A 15,872-nucleotide genomic window follows, 5' to 3' on the forward strand; every position below is an offset into this window, starting at 1 on the left:
GACGGCGGCGAGTCCATGGATGATCGACTCGGTTTTGGTGAAACCGGGGTGTCCGAGCCGCTGGGACACCGCGAGTTTGCCAAGACCGAGTCGATCTTGCCGCCGGGACCGGTCGGGCGGCTCGCCGTCCTCGCGGACCGACACGTCGTGGAGGGGAGGGGAGACCCCGGTTGACTCCGTCGACCCCAGGTTCAGCCCCGGCCTCGGCGGCGGACTCTGTCCGCCCCGATCGCGCGTTCCTACCTGACGTGAGGCCTGACTCTCGCCGGCAGCCGGGCCGCCCTTGAGCACACCGCGGTGGCCGCCGGCACACCGGCGTGGCCGAGTCGGCGGCGGCGTCGCCTCCGGTTTTCGTGTTTCCGGGGCAGGGTGGGAATGGGTGTGGAGTTGGCGGAGGCGTTTCCGGTGTTCGCGGATGCCGTGGCGGAGGGTGCTGAGGTGTTGCGTCCGCTGGTGGGTTGGGATTTGCTTGCTGAGTTGTCGGGTGATCTGTCGCGGGTGGATGTGGTGCAGCCGGCGTCCTGGGCGGTGATGGTGTCGTTGGCGAGGTTGTGGGAGTCGTTCGGTGTGACACCGGCGGCGGCGCTCGGCTTCGACTCGCTCAGCTCGGTCGAGCTGCGAAACCGGCTGAGCACCGTCACCGGCCTGAAACTGCCGGCCACAGTGGTCTTCGACCACCCGACACCCGACGCGCTGGCCCGCCATCTCCGGGCGCTCGGCACCCGTCGCCGGCCGGCTGGTCGACCTGCCCACATACCCCTGCCAGCGGGAACGCCACTGGCTGCGTACCCCGCTGGACGGAATCCTCAGCGGCGCCGCCGCCGAGTGAACCGCTCCGTCACCCTCGGGAAGGACGTCATGTCGCACAGTCTCCGTACCGGCCGATGGATTCAGAAGCTGGGCACGCAGCACGGCGACCGGCCGCGTCTGCTGTGCCTGCCGCACGCGGGCGGGTCCGGCTCGTTCTACCACCCGCTCGGCGTCCACCTCGGTGCCACAGTCGACGTGCTCGCCGTGCAGTACCCCGGCCGCCAGGATCGGCGCGGCGAACCGCCGCTGGTCACTATCGACGAGTTGGCCGAACGGATCCACGCCGAAATCACCACGTGGACGGACCGGCCGCTGGTGCTGTTCGGGCACAGCATGGGAGCGGTGATCGGGTACGAGGTTGGCCGCCTGTTGCAGCGCGACGGCACTCCGCCGGCCGGCCTCATCGTGTCCGGCCGGCGGGCTCCCTCGGCACACGTCGAGGAGAGTCTCCACCGACGTGGCGACCAGGCGATCATCGCCGAGGTGCGGCAGCTCAACGGTACCGCGGCCGTCCTGCTCGAAGACGCGGAGCTGCTGGAGATGATCCTGCCGGCGCTGCGTGCCGACTACCAGGCCATCGAGACCTACCGACACCGGCCGGGCCGCGAACTCGACTGCCCGGTCACCGCGCTGGTCGGCGAGGACGACCAGCGGGCTTCGCTCGACCACGTCCGGGCCTGGCAGGGGCACACCACCGGCGCGTTCGACCTGCGCACCTTCCCGGGGGGCCACTTCTACCTGAACAACCGCTGGCCCGACGTCGCGGCCGCGATCCGCGACGCCGTCACGTCGTTCACCGCCCCGGACCTTCCGTGACCGAGCACCGCGCTTCACCGCCGCGGCCCGCGCGGTGACCGAGCGGTCCGCTCGCCGCCGCACGCGCCTCGACTGAATTCGACAGGAGAACCGGACCGTCGGACGCTGTCGCGTCCGACGGTCCGTTGCTGCCGTTGCTGCGTGCTGCCGTGCTGGCTCTGGTGCCGTGCCGGCTTGCCGCCGTGGCAAGAAATGTGGCCCGGGGCGCCGGTGGGGCGACCCGGGCCACGGGAGCGCCGGTCAGACCACCGAAGGGGGTCGGAGAAAGCCTGACCGGCGGTGCGGGCTGGTCAGACCCGCTGGCTCTCATCCGTGGTGCCAGACGAGGGCCCCTGCGCCGGATCCGCCTCGCCGCCGGCACCGACCACCGGGGCGAGGCGCGGCCGGCCGCGCCCGGGGCGCCACCAGGCCGTGTTACCGAGCAGGCTCATCACGGCCGGCACCAGCGCCATCCGAATCACCGTGGCATCCATGATGACGGCGGTGGCCAGGCCGATACCGATCATCTGGATCAACGTCTCCGGAACCGAGACGAAGCTCAGGAAGACACACGCCATGATGATCGCGGCCGCGGAGATGACCCGCGCGGTGGTGCCGATGCCGACCACCACGGCGCGGTGCGGATCACCATCCCTGTCGTACGACTCGCGGACGGCGGAGAGCAGGAACACCTCGTAGTCCATCGACAGTCCGAACAGGACGGCGAACAGGATCATCGGGACCGCGGACATGATGGGCACCGTCTTGTCGATGCCGAGCAGGTCCAGGCCCCAGCCCCACTGGAACATCGCGATGATGACGCCGAACGAGACACCGATCGACAGCAGCGTCATCACCGCGGCTTTGAGCGCGACCACCGGCGCCCGGAACATCAGCAGCAACAGCAGCATGCCCGCGCCGACCACGGCCAGGATCACCCAGGGCAGCCGCTCACCGACCACGTCGGCCATGTCGATGACCACAGCCGTCGCGCCACCGACCAACGCGGTGCCACCGGACGCGGCCAGCGCCTCGGGCCCGATCGTGTCCCGGATGCGGTGGACCAGGTCGGACACCTCCTGGTCCTGCGGGGCGTACCGGGGGATGGCCGTGACCAGCGCGACCCCGCCGCCGTCCTGGCTGAGCGCCGGTGGCGTCACCAGCTCGACGTCGGGGTCGGCGGCGAGCGTGCGGACGAGCGTGGCCAGGCCCGTCTCGTCCGCGCCGGTCACGGTGAGCACCAGCGGCGCGTTCCAGCCCGGCCCGTAGTGCTCGGCGATCAGGTCGTACGCCTGCCGCTGGGTGTTCTTGGCGGGCTGGATGCCGTCGTCCGGCGTGCCCAGCCGCAGGGACAGCACCGGCGAGGACAGCACCAGCAGGAAGGCCGTCGCGAGCACCGCGTAGAGCACGCGGAAGCGTTGCACGTGTCGGCCCCACCGGTACGTCGGGCCGCTCTCGTCGTCCGGATCGGCGGGGCCCGCCGCCCGGGCCCGGCGCGACAGCTTCGGAACGGCCAGCGAGTTGACCCGGTGCCCCAGCAGGCCGAGCAGTGCCGGCAGCAGCGTGATCGCGGCAACGACCATCACTGCCACCGTCACCGCACCGGCGACACCCATGGCGCCGACGAACGGAATGCCCGCGAAGCTGAGGCCGAGGATGGCCACCACGACCGTGCCGCCCGCGAACACCACCGCGTGCCCGGCGGACGCGGTGGCGTGCCCGGCGGCCTGCACCGGTTCCTCGTGATGGGCGAGATTCGCCCGGAACCGGCTGAGCACGAACAGGGCGTAGTCGATGCCGGCGCCGAGACCGAGCATCACCGCGATGATCGGCGCGGACGAGGGGATGTCGACGAACAGGCCGATGAGCAGGACGATCGCGGCGCCGACCACGATGCCGACGCCGGCGACGAGGAGCGGCAGCCCGGCGGCGACCAGCGACCCGAACGCGATGATCAGCACGAGCAGCGCGGCACCGACGCCGACCAACTCGGCGGCGGATGTGGTGGGTTCGGTGCCCAGGTCGACGACCGCGCCGCGGTACTCGACCCGCAGGCCGGCGGCCTCGGCCGGCTTGGCGGCCTCGCGCAGTCGGTCGTAGTGGGTGCCGTCGAGCTCGCCCAACTCCTTGCCGTAGTCGACGTTGACCATCGCGGCCCGTCCGTCCGGGCTCGGGAACGGATCGTCCACCGCCGCCACGTCCTGTTGGCCGCGAATCGCGGTGATCATCTGCCCCATCGCGGCCTGCCGCGCCGCATCCTGTAGGTCGCCCCCCTCGGCGCTCCAGACGATCGTCGCGCTCACCACGCCGTAGGTCGGAAAGTGTTCCCGGGCCACGTCGGTGGCCTGCTGGGATTCGGTGCCGGGCACCCGGAAGTCGTTGACGAAGGTGCTCCCGGCCCCCTGGCCGACACCGAGCAGCGCGCCGGCCGCGAACAGCCAGAGGACGAGGGTCCGCCAGGGATGTCGCGCGCAGAGGCGACCGAGCCGGTCCAGTGGGCGTTCCATGTCTTTCAGGGATACAACATTCGATGCAAATATGCAACGAGTGCGTTTATTTACCGAGTGCCGGAAGAGTAGGGTTGGCCCCTGTGACCCGACCACCCGGCCTGCGTGAACGCAAGAAGCAGCGCACCCGCGCGGCGCTGATCACCGCGGCGATCGAGCTCGTCTCCAGCAAGGGGTACGACGAGACGACCATCGCCGAGATCGCCGCCGCCGCGGACATCGCACCCCGCACGTTCTTCGCCTACTTCCCCGGCAAAGAGGACATCCTGTTCGCCGACTCGCAGTCGCGGGTCGACGAGATCGCCGCGCTGGTCGCCGAGCGGCACGCCGGGGAGACCGTGGCCGACGTGCTGCTGCGCGCGCTGCGCACGGCGGTGACCTCCGGCGCGGCGACCCGCGACCTGACCGGTGACCTGGCCGTCCGTCGGGTGCACGTGGTGCTGTCCACGCCGGCGTTGCAGGCCGGGGTGCTGCGCCGCATGGTCTCCGCCCAGCAGCAGCTGACCGCGGCGCTGCTGACCGCCTTCCCGGGTGAGCTGGCGGAGGCTGACGCGGCGGCCGCGGTCGGCGCCCTTGTCGGCTCGATGGTCACCGTCGCGTTCACCACCTTCGCCCGCAACCCGTCGCCGGAGGAGCTGCTGGGGGTGCTGCTGAGCGCCACCCGCGTAGCCCTCGACGGCATCCGCTCCCTCGGCCCCGCAGCGGAGGGCCCCGCGGCGGAGTGACCCTGGCCGCTGGCATCGGGTCTGGCTGGTGGCTCAGTGGTGCCTGGCCAGACCATCCTCGGTGTGGCCAGGGTTGATGTCTGGGGTCTGGCCGGGGGCCGCACTAGGGCTCCGCTCTGCTCAATGCTGCCGGCGACCGGCTGGAGCTGGTCTACGCGTACGCCGATCTGAGCGTGGCCCTGGACCGCGCCGGGGAGACCCGGCTGGGCGAGCTGGCGTGCCAGCTCGCCCAGCAACTCGGCATCGAGTGCGGGGTGCCGATGCCGCCGCAACGGTCGCCGGCGTCCACCCGGCCACCCTGGCGCCCCACCGGGACCCGTCATGCCGGGTCCACCGCCCGCAGCCGTGGCCACCGCTGCTCGGTCCAGGCCCGCAGCAGCCACTCCATCGGCCCGTACCGGAACCGGGCCATCCACGCCGCGCTGAGGGCGACCTGCACACCGTAGATCGCAAGCGCGATGAGGACGACGACCGGGGGCGCGACGGTACCGGCGAGGCCCAGCCCGACGCCGGTGAAGACCAGCACGCAGAGCAGCGACTGCCCCAGGTAGTTCGACAGGGACATCCGACCGGCCGGTGCGAGCACGGCGACGACCCTGCGCCCCCGGTCGGTCTGGAAGAACTGGAGCAGGGTGGCGGCGTACGCGGCCGCGAGCAGCGGCGCGGTGAGCACTCCCGCCGTCAGCCCGGTCAGGTTGGAGGTGCCACCGCCCGATGCGAAGATCACCCCACCGGCCAGGCCGACCGGGTAGCCCACCTGCTGTACGCGACGCAGGAGTTGCCGGTTACCGCCGACGTTGGTGAGGAGCCGCCGCCGCCCGGCCGCGTAACCGAAGAGGAAGGCCGAGAGGGCGAGCGGCCCCTGCACGAGGAGCGCGCCGAACATCGCCGGCAGCTGACGTACGTGCTCGGCGATCACGGAGCCGAGGCCGCCCTGTAGTGCCTCGGTGGACCGCTGCCCCGCCGCGAGTGCCGTCGCCGGATCGGTCACCAGCTGGGTCCCGGCCGTGGCGGCGAGCGCGAGGACGAAGCCGATCCCAGCGGTCACCAGTACGGCGGTGCGCAGCGCGGTGCCGACCTTGACTCCCCGCATGGCGAGCAGGACCAGGCCGAGCAACGCGTACGTGGTCAGGATGTCGCCCTGGAACAGCAGCACCGCGTGCAGGATGCCGACCACGAAGAGCCCGGCCAGCCGCCGCCGGAATCGTGGGGCGAAGTCGACGCCGCGCCGTGCGGCGGAGTCGAGCTGGAGCGTGAAGCTGTAGCCGAACAGAAAGGAGAAGAGCAGGTACGCCTTCATGGCGAGGAGCATCTCGACAAGCCACACCACAGTGTGGTCGCTCCACGAGTCGTGGGCGGGGTCCGGAATGAGCTGGAAGGAATAGCCGGAGGCGAAGAAGGCGATGTTGACGATCAGGATGAAAAGCAGCGCCACGGCGCGCAGGGCGTCGACGTCGACGATCCGGGAGAGCGTCCCGGGCGCCCGATTCTCGACTTGTGGGTTCTCGGTGGAAGGATTCACGTGACGACCTCCGAAAGGGATAGGAGTAGCGTTAGACAACTCTCCTGTGACCCTAGGAAGAGGCCCGTCCGGAAGACATCCAGCGAGCGGGAAGGTCGCCGGTGGGGTAGGCCCTACCCCGAATTTCGCGAGGTGGCCGCCTGCCCGTCCCAGTGATGCTGGACCTCGGTCAGTCGATGCCCTCGACGATGCGGAAGTCGCGCTCGACGCCGTCGGAGAGGGCGACCAGCGCGTCCTGGTAGGCCGCACTCTCGTATGTCGCGACGGCCTTTTCGAAGCTGTCGAACTCGACCAGGACGGTACGCTCGGCGATCCCGGCGTCGTATGCGGCGACCCGACCGCCACGGACGAGGGTGCGCCCGCCCCCGGCCCGGGCGGCCGGACCGGCCAGTCTGTTGTAGGCAGCCAGCTTCTCAGGGTCGGAAATGGTGCGGTAGACGCTGACCCAGTAGCCCTTGGGCATCGAACCTCCAGTGTGGGGATGAGTGCATCTGACTCACGGTTCTCCGGCTCCGGATTGTATTCGCGCGCCGAGAACTGATGGTCGTTCGGTTAGGCGTGCGCATGCCCGTGCGGAACGTCCTGGCTGGCGACCGGGCCGACGACGGCCCCCGGGACTCGGCGCACTGCCCGCATCGGGTCTGGGCGCCACGCCGGCCGGCCGCGCCACAGTCTTGACGGCGCCGTGGCGCGGTCAAATAATTCAGCCATTGAACAAATCTGGCCGCTGATCGAAAACCCCTCGGGAGGAACGGTGCCGCTCGTCGCCGGGGTCGACTCGTCGACCCAGTCGTGCAAAGTCGTCATCCGCGACGCCGAGACCGGAGAGCTGGTGCGCGAGGGCCGCGCACCGCACCCGAGCGGCACCGCTGTGCCCCCGGCCGTCTGGGAGGCCGCGCTGTCCGACGCTGTCGCGCAGGCTGGCGGCCTGGACGACGTGGCGGCCGTCTCGGTAGCCGGGCAGCAGCAAGGCATGGTGTGCCTGGACGCCGAGGGCGCCGTGGTTCGGGACGCGTTGCTGTGGAACGACACCCGCTCGGCCGGTGCCGCCACCGACCTGATCTCGGATCTCGGCGGCGGCGAGACCGGGCGGCGAGCCTGGGCGCAGGCGGTCGGCCTGGTGCCGGTGGCCAGCTTCACCGTCAGCAAACTGCGCTGGCTGGCCTCGGTCGAGCCGGAGAACGCCGCCCGTACGGCTGCCGTGTGTCTGCCGCACGACTGGCTGACCTGGCGTCTGGCCGGCGCGCCGGGGCTGGATGCCCTTCGTACCGACCGCAGCGACGCCAGCGGAACCGGGTACTGGTCGGCCGCGGCCGGCGCGTACCGTCCGGACCTGATCCGGTTGGCGTTCGGTCGGGATGGCCTGCTGTTGCCGCAGGTGCTCGGGCCGACCGGCCGGGCCGGTCACCTGCGTACCGGCGCGCCCCTGGGCCCCGGCGCCGGCGACTGCGCGGCGGCCGCACTGGGTGTCGGCGCCGAGTCGGGCGACGTCATCGTGTCAATCGGCACCAGTGGCATCGTGTCCACCGTTTCTGATGTGCCGGCCGCCGACGCGAGTGGGATCGTGGCCGGGTTCGCCGACACCACCGGCCGTTTCCTCCCGGTGGTGTGCACGCTCAACGCCGCCCGGGTGCTGGACGCTGCCGCGACGATGCTGGGGGTGGACCACGCGCAGCTGTCCGCGCTGGCGCTGTCCGCCCCGCCGGGCGCCGACGGGCTGGTCCTGGTGCCGTACCTGGAGGGCGAGCGCACACCGAACCGCCCGCACGCCACCGGAGCCGTACACGGTCTGACCCTGCGGACCTCGACCCCCGCGCACCTGGCACGTGCGGCGGTGGAGGGCATTCTGTGCGCACTCGCCGACGGGCTGGCTGCGATGATCGCGCAGGGCACGACTGTCAACCGGGTCATCCTGGTCGGCGGCGGCGCCCGCTCGGAGGCGGTCCGCCGAATCGCGCCCACGGTCTTCGGCTGCCCCGTGCTCGTCCCCCCACCGCTGGGGGAGTACGTCGCGGACGGCGCCGCCCGCCAGGCGGCCTGGGTACTGTCGGGCGGCCAGCGGCCTCCGGCGTGGACGATCGGGCAGGTCGAGGTGTACGACGCGGAAGCCGTGCCGGCAGTCCGCGAACGGTACGCCGCCGCCCGCGCGAACGTCTCCGACCACGCTGACTGACGGCACGTCCGCAGGTGCTCTCCGGAGGCAACGGTTCCGGAGAGCACCCGGGATCACCCGAGACTCAGCGGTTTGCCGCTCCGCCGCCGGAGGCGGGCTGGACCCGCTCGAACCGCACCCGGCTCAGCCACCCCGGGAGGTCACTGAGCACGTACAACTCGCCGCGCACGTCGGTGCCGATCGCGGTCGGCTGGATGGGGAAGTTGCCGATCGTGGCGGACTCGTAGCCGCCCGTGGACTTGGGGCGTACGGCGAATGCGAGCGTCGAGCAGTAGTCGCTCGCCACGTAGGTGCCCCACGCCTCCGGGGTTTCGGACCCTCGGTACACCACGCCGCCGGTCACCGAGCAGTTCTCCGTGAGGTAGTGCTCGTACTCGAAGACCGGGTCGGTCAACCGCACGCCCGGGCGGCACTGCGTCTGGTCGAAGACGGGAGTGCCCTCCCGGCAGGACCAGCCGAGGTTCGCCCCACGCTGCGACGGGCGGATGTGGTTGATCTCCTCAACCAGGCCCTGGCCGACATCACCGATCCACAGTGAGCCGTCGACCGGGTCGACGGAGAACCGCCACGGGTTGCGCAGCCCGTAGACCCAGATCTCCGGCCGCGCGCCCGGGGTGCGGACGAACGGGTTGTCGGAGGGTACGCAGTAGCGCTTGCCCCCGCAGCTGCGGTTGACGTCGATCCGCAGGATCTTGCCGAGCAGGGTGCCGAGGTTCTGACCGCTCTTGAACGGGTCGTTCGCGTGGCCGCCGTCGCCGAGGGACCAGTACAGGTAGCCGTCGCGGCCGAACGCTACCTGTCCGCCGTTGTGGTTGCCGTACTCGGCGTGCTCCTGGGTGAGCAGCACCTGCAACCGCTCGGGTGCGCTGATGGGCACTCGCGCCAGGGTCAGCGCGCCGGCCGGCAGGCTCGTGTAGGCCACGTAGAGGATCCCGGTCCGTGCGAAGTTCGGCGCGGGCGTGATGCCGAGAAGGCCACGCTCGTTGTCCGACGTGTCGATCCGGGCGCTCAGGTCGAGCACCGGCTCGGCCGCCAGGCCGGTGTCGGGGTGGTAGGCGCGCACGGTGCCGTTCTTCTCCGCGATGAGCATCCGGCCGTCGGGCAGCCCGGTGAGCGCGATGGGGCGCTGTAGACCGTAGGCCACCTGTTCGGATGTCACTGTCAGTTCGGCGAGTGGCGCGGCGCGGGTATGGGACGGGCCGGCCGCGGCGGCACCGGCCACCGGCGACGGTGGCAGGAGAGACACAGACAGGGTCAGAGCGAGCAGCCCGGCCAGAACGGTGGCCGGGCGATAACGCCGTCGCGACATGGTGGGGCTCCTCAAGCAGGTGGATGGAGGTGGCGATCTGGGAGCGTTCCCAAGATACATCGACTCACGCGAATGGCAAACCTGCCGTGTCGCTGCCCCGTGGGCGGCGGGAGAGCTGCTCATGCCCGTGATCGCGCTGCTTGCGGCACCGGCATCACGGCCCCCGTCGGTCTGTCCCCGGCCTGCTCGGTCGGTGATCGATTGGTGGGGTACGCGGTTCCACTCGACGCGGCTGCCCGCTGCCGGTGTCGAGGCGAGCGCACCTGCGCTGATGCCCGTCGATGTTGCCAGAACGGATCCAAACGTGTTGGAATGGCTCACATCGCCGCAGCGCGGGGGCAACCGCGCTGGGACCGGCCAGCACGGGAGCATCGCAGTGTCGGCAGCGCGCCGCTTTGGCAGGCGCTCGCGTGCCGCAACGCCGGGCCAGCTCCAGGGCCACGGGCACGTCCCGGGTGGGCAGCCCTGGTCGCCGTACGCATCCCTCGCTCGGCGGCCCACGCGCTCGACGTCTGACCTGCCGGGGACGTCCGATCGGTCTGCCAGCCACCAGTACCGGCGACGAGGTGAGAAGCAGTCATGATTTCCCGAGAGAGTTTCGCGGGTTGGTACCGGAACCGCTTCCTGTGGGTGGCGGTGATCCTGCTGGTGGTGTCGGCCGGAACGGTCGTACTGCTGAACCGGGCCGACCCGGAGGCGGAGCCGGCGGATCTGCAGGGGCAGATCACGGCCCGGATGCGTACCACACTCGAACAGGCGGACCCGGGGCAGCACAACCACGCCGGACACAATGCCCAGCAGGCGGCAGCCACGGAGACGAAGCCGCAGGTGATCTGCGGGGTCCGCGTCTACGGCTACGAGCCGTCCGAGGCGACCGCGCTCGCCGACGTGCGGACGGTGTACGGCTTCCACCTCTGCGGGGTCGCCGAGCAGAAGCGTCCCTGGGACGTGGCGGTCAAGCTGGCCGGTCCGGTGATCATGGACATGTCCACCGACCCGCCGGGCATCCAGGTGGTCGAGGCGACCGCCGACGTCAGGTTCGTCGACCGGCTGCGGGAGATGTTCCCGGACAAGTACGAGGAGTTGGCAATGAAGGAGGCGCTGACCGAGTCGGAGATGGCCGACCAGCGCCGTCGGTACGACGCCGCGGCAGGTCTCTGACCACGACGGGCGGTCGGGCGTAGCGGTCGTACCCGGCAACGCCGGAGGCTGGACAGCTCGCCCGCGGGCCCCTCCGGTGGGTGTGGGTCGTCCGCGTACCCAGTGGTGGATGCCGTTGCGGGCGATCCGGTCACCTTGATCCATGTCGGACCATAAATAGCTCAGTATTGATATCTAAGCTCATAGATGTAACAGTTGGTTTGGGAGCGTTCCCATTGTGATCTCTAGTACCGAAGAGCGGAGGATGAACAGTGCGTTCACAGACGTCCGATGTATCCGGAGGACGATCCCGGTCAACAGTCCGTCGACCCCTCCAGGTGGTCGTCCTGCTGGTCGCCATGGTGGTCGGTACGCTGCCCTTCACCGGGGCGGCCCAGGCCCACGGCACCATCATCAACCCGGCGAGTCGCGCCTATCAGTGTTGGAAGACCTGGGGCAGTCAGCACATGAACCCGGCCATGCAGCAGCAGGACCCGATGTGCTGGCAGGCGTTCCAGGCCAACCCCGACACCATGTGGAACTGGATGAGCCAGCTGCGGGACGGCCTCGCCGGCCAGTACCAGGCTCGCACCCCGGACGGTCAACTGTGCAGCAACGGCCTGACCAGGAACAACAGCGTGAACCAGCCCGGGGAGTGGAAGAGGACGAACGTCAGCCGCAACCTCACGGTCCAGCTGTACGACCAGGCCAGCCACGGCGCTGACTACTTCCAGGTCTACGTCACCAAGCAGGGGTTCAACCCGGTCACCCAGCAGCTCGGGTGGGGCAACCTCGACCTGATCCAGACGACCGGGCGCTACGCGCCGGCGCAGAACATCTCGTTCAACGTCTCGCTCCCCTCACGCAGTGGGAACCACATCCTCTTCGTGCTCTGGAGGGCGTCGCACCTGGACCAGACCTACATGTGGTGCAGCGACATCAACGTCACCTGATCGGCAAGACCGCGAGCTGCGACACCAGTCCGGCCCAGGGCGTCGGCGTCCTGGGCCGGACCGCGGCCGTCCTCCGCACGGAGGTTGGACGGCCCACGCGCGCCGGCTGTCGTGCTGATGCGAAGCTGCCGGGCCGCAAACACGTGGGGCCGGGGCACGACTAGCCGCTGAGGGCGGTCACCGTCGACGCGACCGCCGCTTCGAACACCGCCTCGTCCGGCGGCTCCGCGATGGCGGTCAGTTGCACCACCACGAGGTTGTGGCCGAGCCGGACCAGGCCGTACAGAGTCGTACCGGTGATCTTGCTCGAACCGCTGCCGCTCGCGAGGTCGTACCGTACCCGCCAGGACTCCTCTCCCACCTGGGGCGCCGGCTGGGCGCTCACGGTGAACCGCACCGGTGCGCCACCGGGGGCGGTGGCGGTGAACCGGGTGCACGCGGCGCGGGCGACCTCGGCCTCGTCGAGGAGAGTGTCGGGCACGGGGTGGGCGTACGAGGTGACGATCACGATGACTGTCGACCCGCTGATGCTGCTCGGCGTCTTCCTGGTGGCGAAGCCGCGAATCTCGTCGACCCGTCGGTCCGGCTTGATCCGGCGCAGGTAGTCGTCAGTGGCCAACTGCCGGCAGGCCGCCGGCTTGACGACGGAGCGGGACTCACCGGTGTCCTGCTGCTGCGGCTCCGGCTTCCAGAACGCCGGCAGTTTCGCCCGGACCGCGCCGGCGGCGGCGCCCGCCTCCGCGACGGTGAGCATCCGGCCAGGATCCGCACCGGTCCGCGTACCCGGCGAGGCGTTGGCGCTCGGAGCGACGGTGGTCGGTGACGGCACCCCCACGGCCGCCGGGGCGGTGGTCGCCGGTGCCGCGGTGGGCAGCGGCACCGGCCCGCCGGGCAGGCCGACGAGGGCCGCGGCCCCGACCAGGAGCGCTGCCGTGACCGGAGCGAGCACCTGCCACACCCGTGCTCGCGTGCCGCTCCGGCGGGCCGGCCGTCCGATCGGGTCGGGTCGTTGGCCGAGCCGTCCGGCGAGAGCGGAGAGCCCGATCAGGACGGGCGTCGTGAGCACCGCGAGGTAGAACCACCAGATCACCGGCACACCGACATAGAGCCGGAGCAGTGTCGCGTCCACGGTACGACCGGAGACGACCTGGTGCACGAACTGCGAGGTGCCGGTCAGTGCCGCGACGCCTACCCCGGCGACGAGGGCCCTCCCCACACCGGGGTCACCGCGTCCGAGGGCGAGCACCACGAACGCCGCCCACCCGGCCAGGGCGCAGATCCATTCTCGTTGCTGGAGGAGGGCGACCGCGGCGTCCAGTGTGGCCGGTGGATTCGTGAGCGCCTGTGCCGATGCGAGGCTCGCACCGATCAGCCCGGTCACCGCCATGACGGACAGGGCGGCGCGGGTGGCGAGACGACGCCAGCCGATCAGGGCCACGACCGCCGTCGGCAGGGCCAGGCCCAGCCACGGCCACGGCGCGTCGGGCAGCGCGTAGACCAGCCAGGCGCGTATCGAAACCGGCCATTCCAAGCCGACGGCGAGAGCCGGCAACGGCCAGCAGATCGCCGTGACGGTCGCGGCAGCCGTCAGATAGGTGAGCCCTCGCCGGAGTCGGGTGAACCGGTCCAGGCCCCGGCGGGCTGCCAGCCCGGCCAGCACGGTGCAGGCGGTGACGGCGACCATGCTGGCGAGTGCGGCCAGGATCGCGAACCACAGACTGATGCCCAGGCTGTTGGTGCCGGTGGGGAACGACGCACCGCCGTCGGTCGTTCCGGTGGGGAAGAGGAATCCACCCACGGCGAGGCCGGCGGCGGCCGCGACGATCGGGAGCCAACGCCGCGACGGGGCGCCGGTGAGCGCCCGGCGGTGCAGCGCGGGGGTCAGCCCGAACCCGAGCAGCACACCGACCAGACTGGCCGGCAGCACGGAGAGATCCCGGTCCAACGCCAACGCGTTCGCCGCCTGGGCCACCGCCCCCGCGACGACCGCCGTCACCGCCCCGGTCACCGCGGCCTGCATCGGGCCATCCACCGACACCTGCTGCCCGGCACGCAGCGCGGCGGCCCGCCGCTGGGGCGTCGGGTGCCGGGCGAACAGTCGGCGCAACCGCCCGGGGTGGTGCGGTCGGGTCGCGGCAGCGGCCTCCAGCAGCCGGACCAGCGCGGTGGCGTCACCGCTCCGGCTGACCTGCTGATCCGCCTCGTGTTCGCGCAGTCGCAGCACCAGTGCCCGCAGGAGGGCGCTCACCAGCACCAGCACCAGCGCCCGGCCGGCCGTGACGACCGTGATCTCGGGCAGTCCCACCGCGCGGGTCTCGGAAACACTGGCCACCGCCACCGCCGGTACGACAAGCCACAGCAGGCCACGCACGGCGGAGACCCACCGGACGTCCCGACCCCGCACGTGCGCCAACTCGTGCTGCACGACCGGGTCGAACCGTGCCGGATCCCGGTAAGCCACCGCCACTGCGGCCGGCAGCACCACGAGTGGTCGGCCGCCGGGCCGGACAGTGGTGAACGCCTGCCGCACCGACGGTCCCGCCACGAACAGTTCGGGCCGGTGCCGGCCGTGCAGCCCCTGCCGATCGCAGAGGTCGGCAAACCGCTGCGCGGCGCCGGCGACAGGGCTCGCGAGTCGGTGGTGGCGCAGCCGCCACCGATCGACCACCGGGGTCAGTACGACGATCAGGGCGAGCCCCACCACCAGCAGGACGCCACCGGTGAGCATCACCAGCCCGCGTACCCGGGCCGGGTCGGACATGCAGGTCAGGAACTGCATCGTCCGGGTGGCATCGAACTCGGCGGGTACGCTCGGGTCGACGTCATGGGCCCTGGCGCAGCGGAGCATCGCCTCCCGGTAGGGCTGCGCCAGGGGACGGTTGCCGTAGAAGAACATGCTGCCCACCGCGACACCGACGGCACCCACCAGTCCGACGACCTGCAGATAGAGCCAGAGCAGGGGAGTGGGCGGCCCGGCGGGCCCCCGGACCACCGGAGCAGCCGGCGGCTGCCCGTCGGTGCGGGTCACCTCGGTGCGGAGACGCGGTCGTGCGGACGGCGCGTGCCGCGCCACCAACCGGCACCGGCCGCGCTCGCGTCCGGCGGGAGGATGTCACCCACCCCCGACGTGACGGCCTGCGGGGCGTGCCGGGCCACCCCGGCACGGGCGGCGGCCGCGACGAGATCGGGCATCCGCGTGTACGTATCGACCATGCCACCCTCCAGAGAGTAGGCATCAGGATACGCAACGTCCGCAAGGCGGTCGGTGACGACAGTGGACTGTCGCTTCGGCTCCTACAGGCCGAAGTCGCTGCGGGCCTCCAACTCGGCAAGGGTGGAGTCCAACATGGTGGGAAGGTCCTCGCGTGGATCGCCGGTCACGGTCAGGTAGGAGCTGGTGACCAGGCCCATGACCGCGCCCACCAGGGTCCGCACTGTGAGGTCGTCCCTGTCGCGCCCGACGCGCTCCGCGAGGACCTCGGTGATCGCGCCGAACGCCTCCGCGAAGTCGTCGAGGATCCGTGCCCGAAGCTCGGGAACGGAGAGGATCAACGCGTGCCGCTCTCGTGCCAGCGCCATCGCTCCCGACCGGTCCTGCCCGTACGCCTCGTCCTGGTCGTCCTCGTACAGGGGTCGGATCGCCGCGCGAAGCGCGCCTATCGAGTCGACGGCCGCCGGCTGACTGCGCAGGGCGTCGATGAACAGCGGCGCCAGGTCGTCGTGCAGGACGACGTCTTCCTTCGTGGGGAAGTATCTGAAGAAGGTGGTGTGTGAGATCTCCGCGGCCTCGGAGATCTGACCGACGGTCGTCGCGTGGTATCCCTGCTTGAGGAACAGGCGAATCGCGTGCCCCCGGATGGTGGCGCGGGTCTTCGCCTTCTTGCGCTCGCGTAATCCCGGTTTGGACGGGGTCCCCTGCGAAGTCACGACGGACGGTC

The 15,872-nt window shown here is 71.0% G+C and carries 12 protein-coding genes; 5 read left to right on the plus strand and 7 right to left on the minus strand.

Annotated elements, in window-relative coordinates:
- Window positions 1–375 precede the first annotated feature (375 nt).
- Window positions 376–1,626, plus strand: coding sequence for an alpha/beta fold hydrolase (locus tag AB0A95_RS13505; protein ID WP_357555969.1), 1,251 nt, complete (start codon window positions 376–378; stop codon window positions 1,624–1,626).
- Between the two features lie 290 nt (window positions 1,627–1,916).
- On the opposite strand, the gene AB0A95_RS13510 is transcribed toward AB0A95_RS13505, so the two are convergent.
- The gene (locus AB0A95_RS13510; RefSeq protein ID WP_357555970.1) at window positions 1,917–4,112 is read right to left on the minus strand and encodes an MMPL family transporter; all 2,196 of its coding nucleotides are present in this window, start codon (window positions 4,110–4,112) and stop codon (window positions 1,917–1,919) included.
- Window positions 4,113–4,195: 83 nt separating this feature from the next.
- Between AB0A95_RS13510 and AB0A95_RS13515 the strand changes: the two genes are divergently transcribed.
- Window positions 4,196–4,837: a TetR family transcriptional regulator gene (locus tag AB0A95_RS13515; RefSeq protein WP_357555971.1), complete on the plus strand. Its 642-nt coding sequence runs from the start codon at window positions 4,196–4,198 to the stop codon at window positions 4,835–4,837.
- A gap of 319 nt (window positions 4,838–5,156) precedes the next feature.
- Here AB0A95_RS13515 and AB0A95_RS13520 read toward each other — a convergent pair whose 3' ends face one another.
- Window positions 5,157–6,359, minus strand: coding sequence for a DUF418 domain-containing protein (locus tag AB0A95_RS13520; protein WP_357555972.1), 1,203 nt, complete (start codon window positions 6,357–6,359; stop codon window positions 5,157–5,159).
- Window positions 6,360–6,528: 169 nt separating this feature from the next.
- Window positions 6,529–6,822: a DUF1330 domain-containing protein gene (locus AB0A95_RS13525; RefSeq protein ID WP_357555973.1), complete on the minus strand. Its 294-nt coding sequence runs from the start codon at window positions 6,820–6,822 to the stop codon at window positions 6,529–6,531.
- Between the two features lie 291 nt (window positions 6,823–7,113).
- On the opposite strand from AB0A95_RS13525, the gene AB0A95_RS13530 reads away from it, so the two are divergent.
- Window positions 7,114–8,532 (plus strand): FGGY-family carbohydrate kinase, encoded by a 1,419-nt coding sequence (locus AB0A95_RS13530; RefSeq protein ID WP_357555974.1) that lies wholly within the window; start codon window positions 7,114–7,116, stop codon window positions 8,530–8,532.
- Window positions 8,533–8,596: 64 nt separating this feature from the next.
- On the opposite strand, the gene AB0A95_RS13535 is transcribed toward AB0A95_RS13530, so the two are convergent.
- A complete protein-coding gene (locus AB0A95_RS13535; protein WP_357555975.1) occupies window positions 8,597–9,841 on the minus strand; it encodes a PQQ-dependent sugar dehydrogenase in 1,245 nt (414 codons plus the stop codon).
- 579 nt (window positions 9,842–10,420) lie between these two features.
- On the opposite strand from AB0A95_RS13535, the gene AB0A95_RS13540 reads away from it, so the two are divergent.
- Window positions 10,421–11,002, plus strand: a complete 582-nt coding sequence (locus AB0A95_RS13540; protein WP_357555976.1) for a hypothetical protein — start codon at window positions 10,421–10,423, stop codon at window positions 11,000–11,002.
- A gap of 317 nt (window positions 11,003–11,319) precedes the next feature.
- Complete coding sequence (locus tag AB0A95_RS13545) at window positions 11,320–11,934, plus strand: lytic polysaccharide monooxygenase (protein WP_357555977.1); 615 nt, start codon at window positions 11,320–11,322, stop codon at window positions 11,932–11,934.
- 160 nt (window positions 11,935–12,094) lie between these two features.
- On the opposite strand, the gene AB0A95_RS13550 is transcribed toward AB0A95_RS13545, so the two are convergent.
- The 3 genes from AB0A95_RS13550 to AB0A95_RS13560 form a co-directional block, all read right to left on the minus strand.
- Entirely contained in the window at window positions 12,095–14,962 is a 2,868-nt protein-coding gene (locus AB0A95_RS13550; RefSeq protein ID WP_357555978.1) for a M48 family metalloprotease, read from the minus strand.
- Window positions 14,959–15,147, minus strand: a complete 189-nt coding sequence (locus AB0A95_RS13555; RefSeq protein WP_357555979.1) for a hypothetical protein — start codon at window positions 15,145–15,147, stop codon at window positions 14,959–14,961. Before AB0A95_RS13555 ends, AB0A95_RS13550 begins: the two co-directional genes overlap by 4 nt.
- A gap of 81 nt (window positions 15,148–15,228) precedes the next feature.
- Entirely contained in the window at window positions 15,229–15,861 is a 633-nt protein-coding gene (locus AB0A95_RS13560) for a TetR family transcriptional regulator (protein ID WP_357555980.1), read from the minus strand.
- Window positions 15,862–15,872: the final 11 nt, after the last annotated feature.

It is taken from the genome of Micromonospora sp. NPDC049230 (assembly GCF_040647875.1).
In the GTDB taxonomy this organism is placed as follows: domain Bacteria; phylum Actinomycetota; class Actinomycetes; order Mycobacteriales; family Micromonosporaceae; genus Micromonospora.

Bases quoted from the DNA above. Each gene is read 5' to 3' on its own strand.
- AB0A95_RS13505 (WP_357555969.1), top strand. From the start codon at position 376: ATGGGTGTGGAGTTGGCGGAGGCGTTTCCGGTGTTCGCGGATGCCGTG.
- AB0A95_RS13510 (WP_357555970.1), bottom strand. From the start codon at position 4,112: ATGGAACGCCCACTGGACCGGCTCGGTCGCCTCTGCGCGCGACATCCC.
- AB0A95_RS13525 (WP_357555973.1), bottom strand. From the start codon at position 6,822: ATGCCCAAGGGCTACTGGGTCAGCGTCTACCGCACCATTTCCGACCCT.
- AB0A95_RS13535 (WP_357555975.1), bottom strand. From the start codon at position 9,841: ATGTCGCGACGGCGTTATCGCCCGGCCACCGTTCTGGCCGGGCTGCTC.
- AB0A95_RS13540 (WP_357555976.1), top strand. From the start codon at position 10,421: ATGATTTCCCGAGAGAGTTTCGCGGGTTGGTACCGGAACCGCTTCCTG.
- AB0A95_RS13555 (WP_357555979.1), bottom strand. From the start codon at position 15,147: ATGGTCGATACGTACACGCGGATGCCCGATCTCGTCGCGGCCGCCGCC.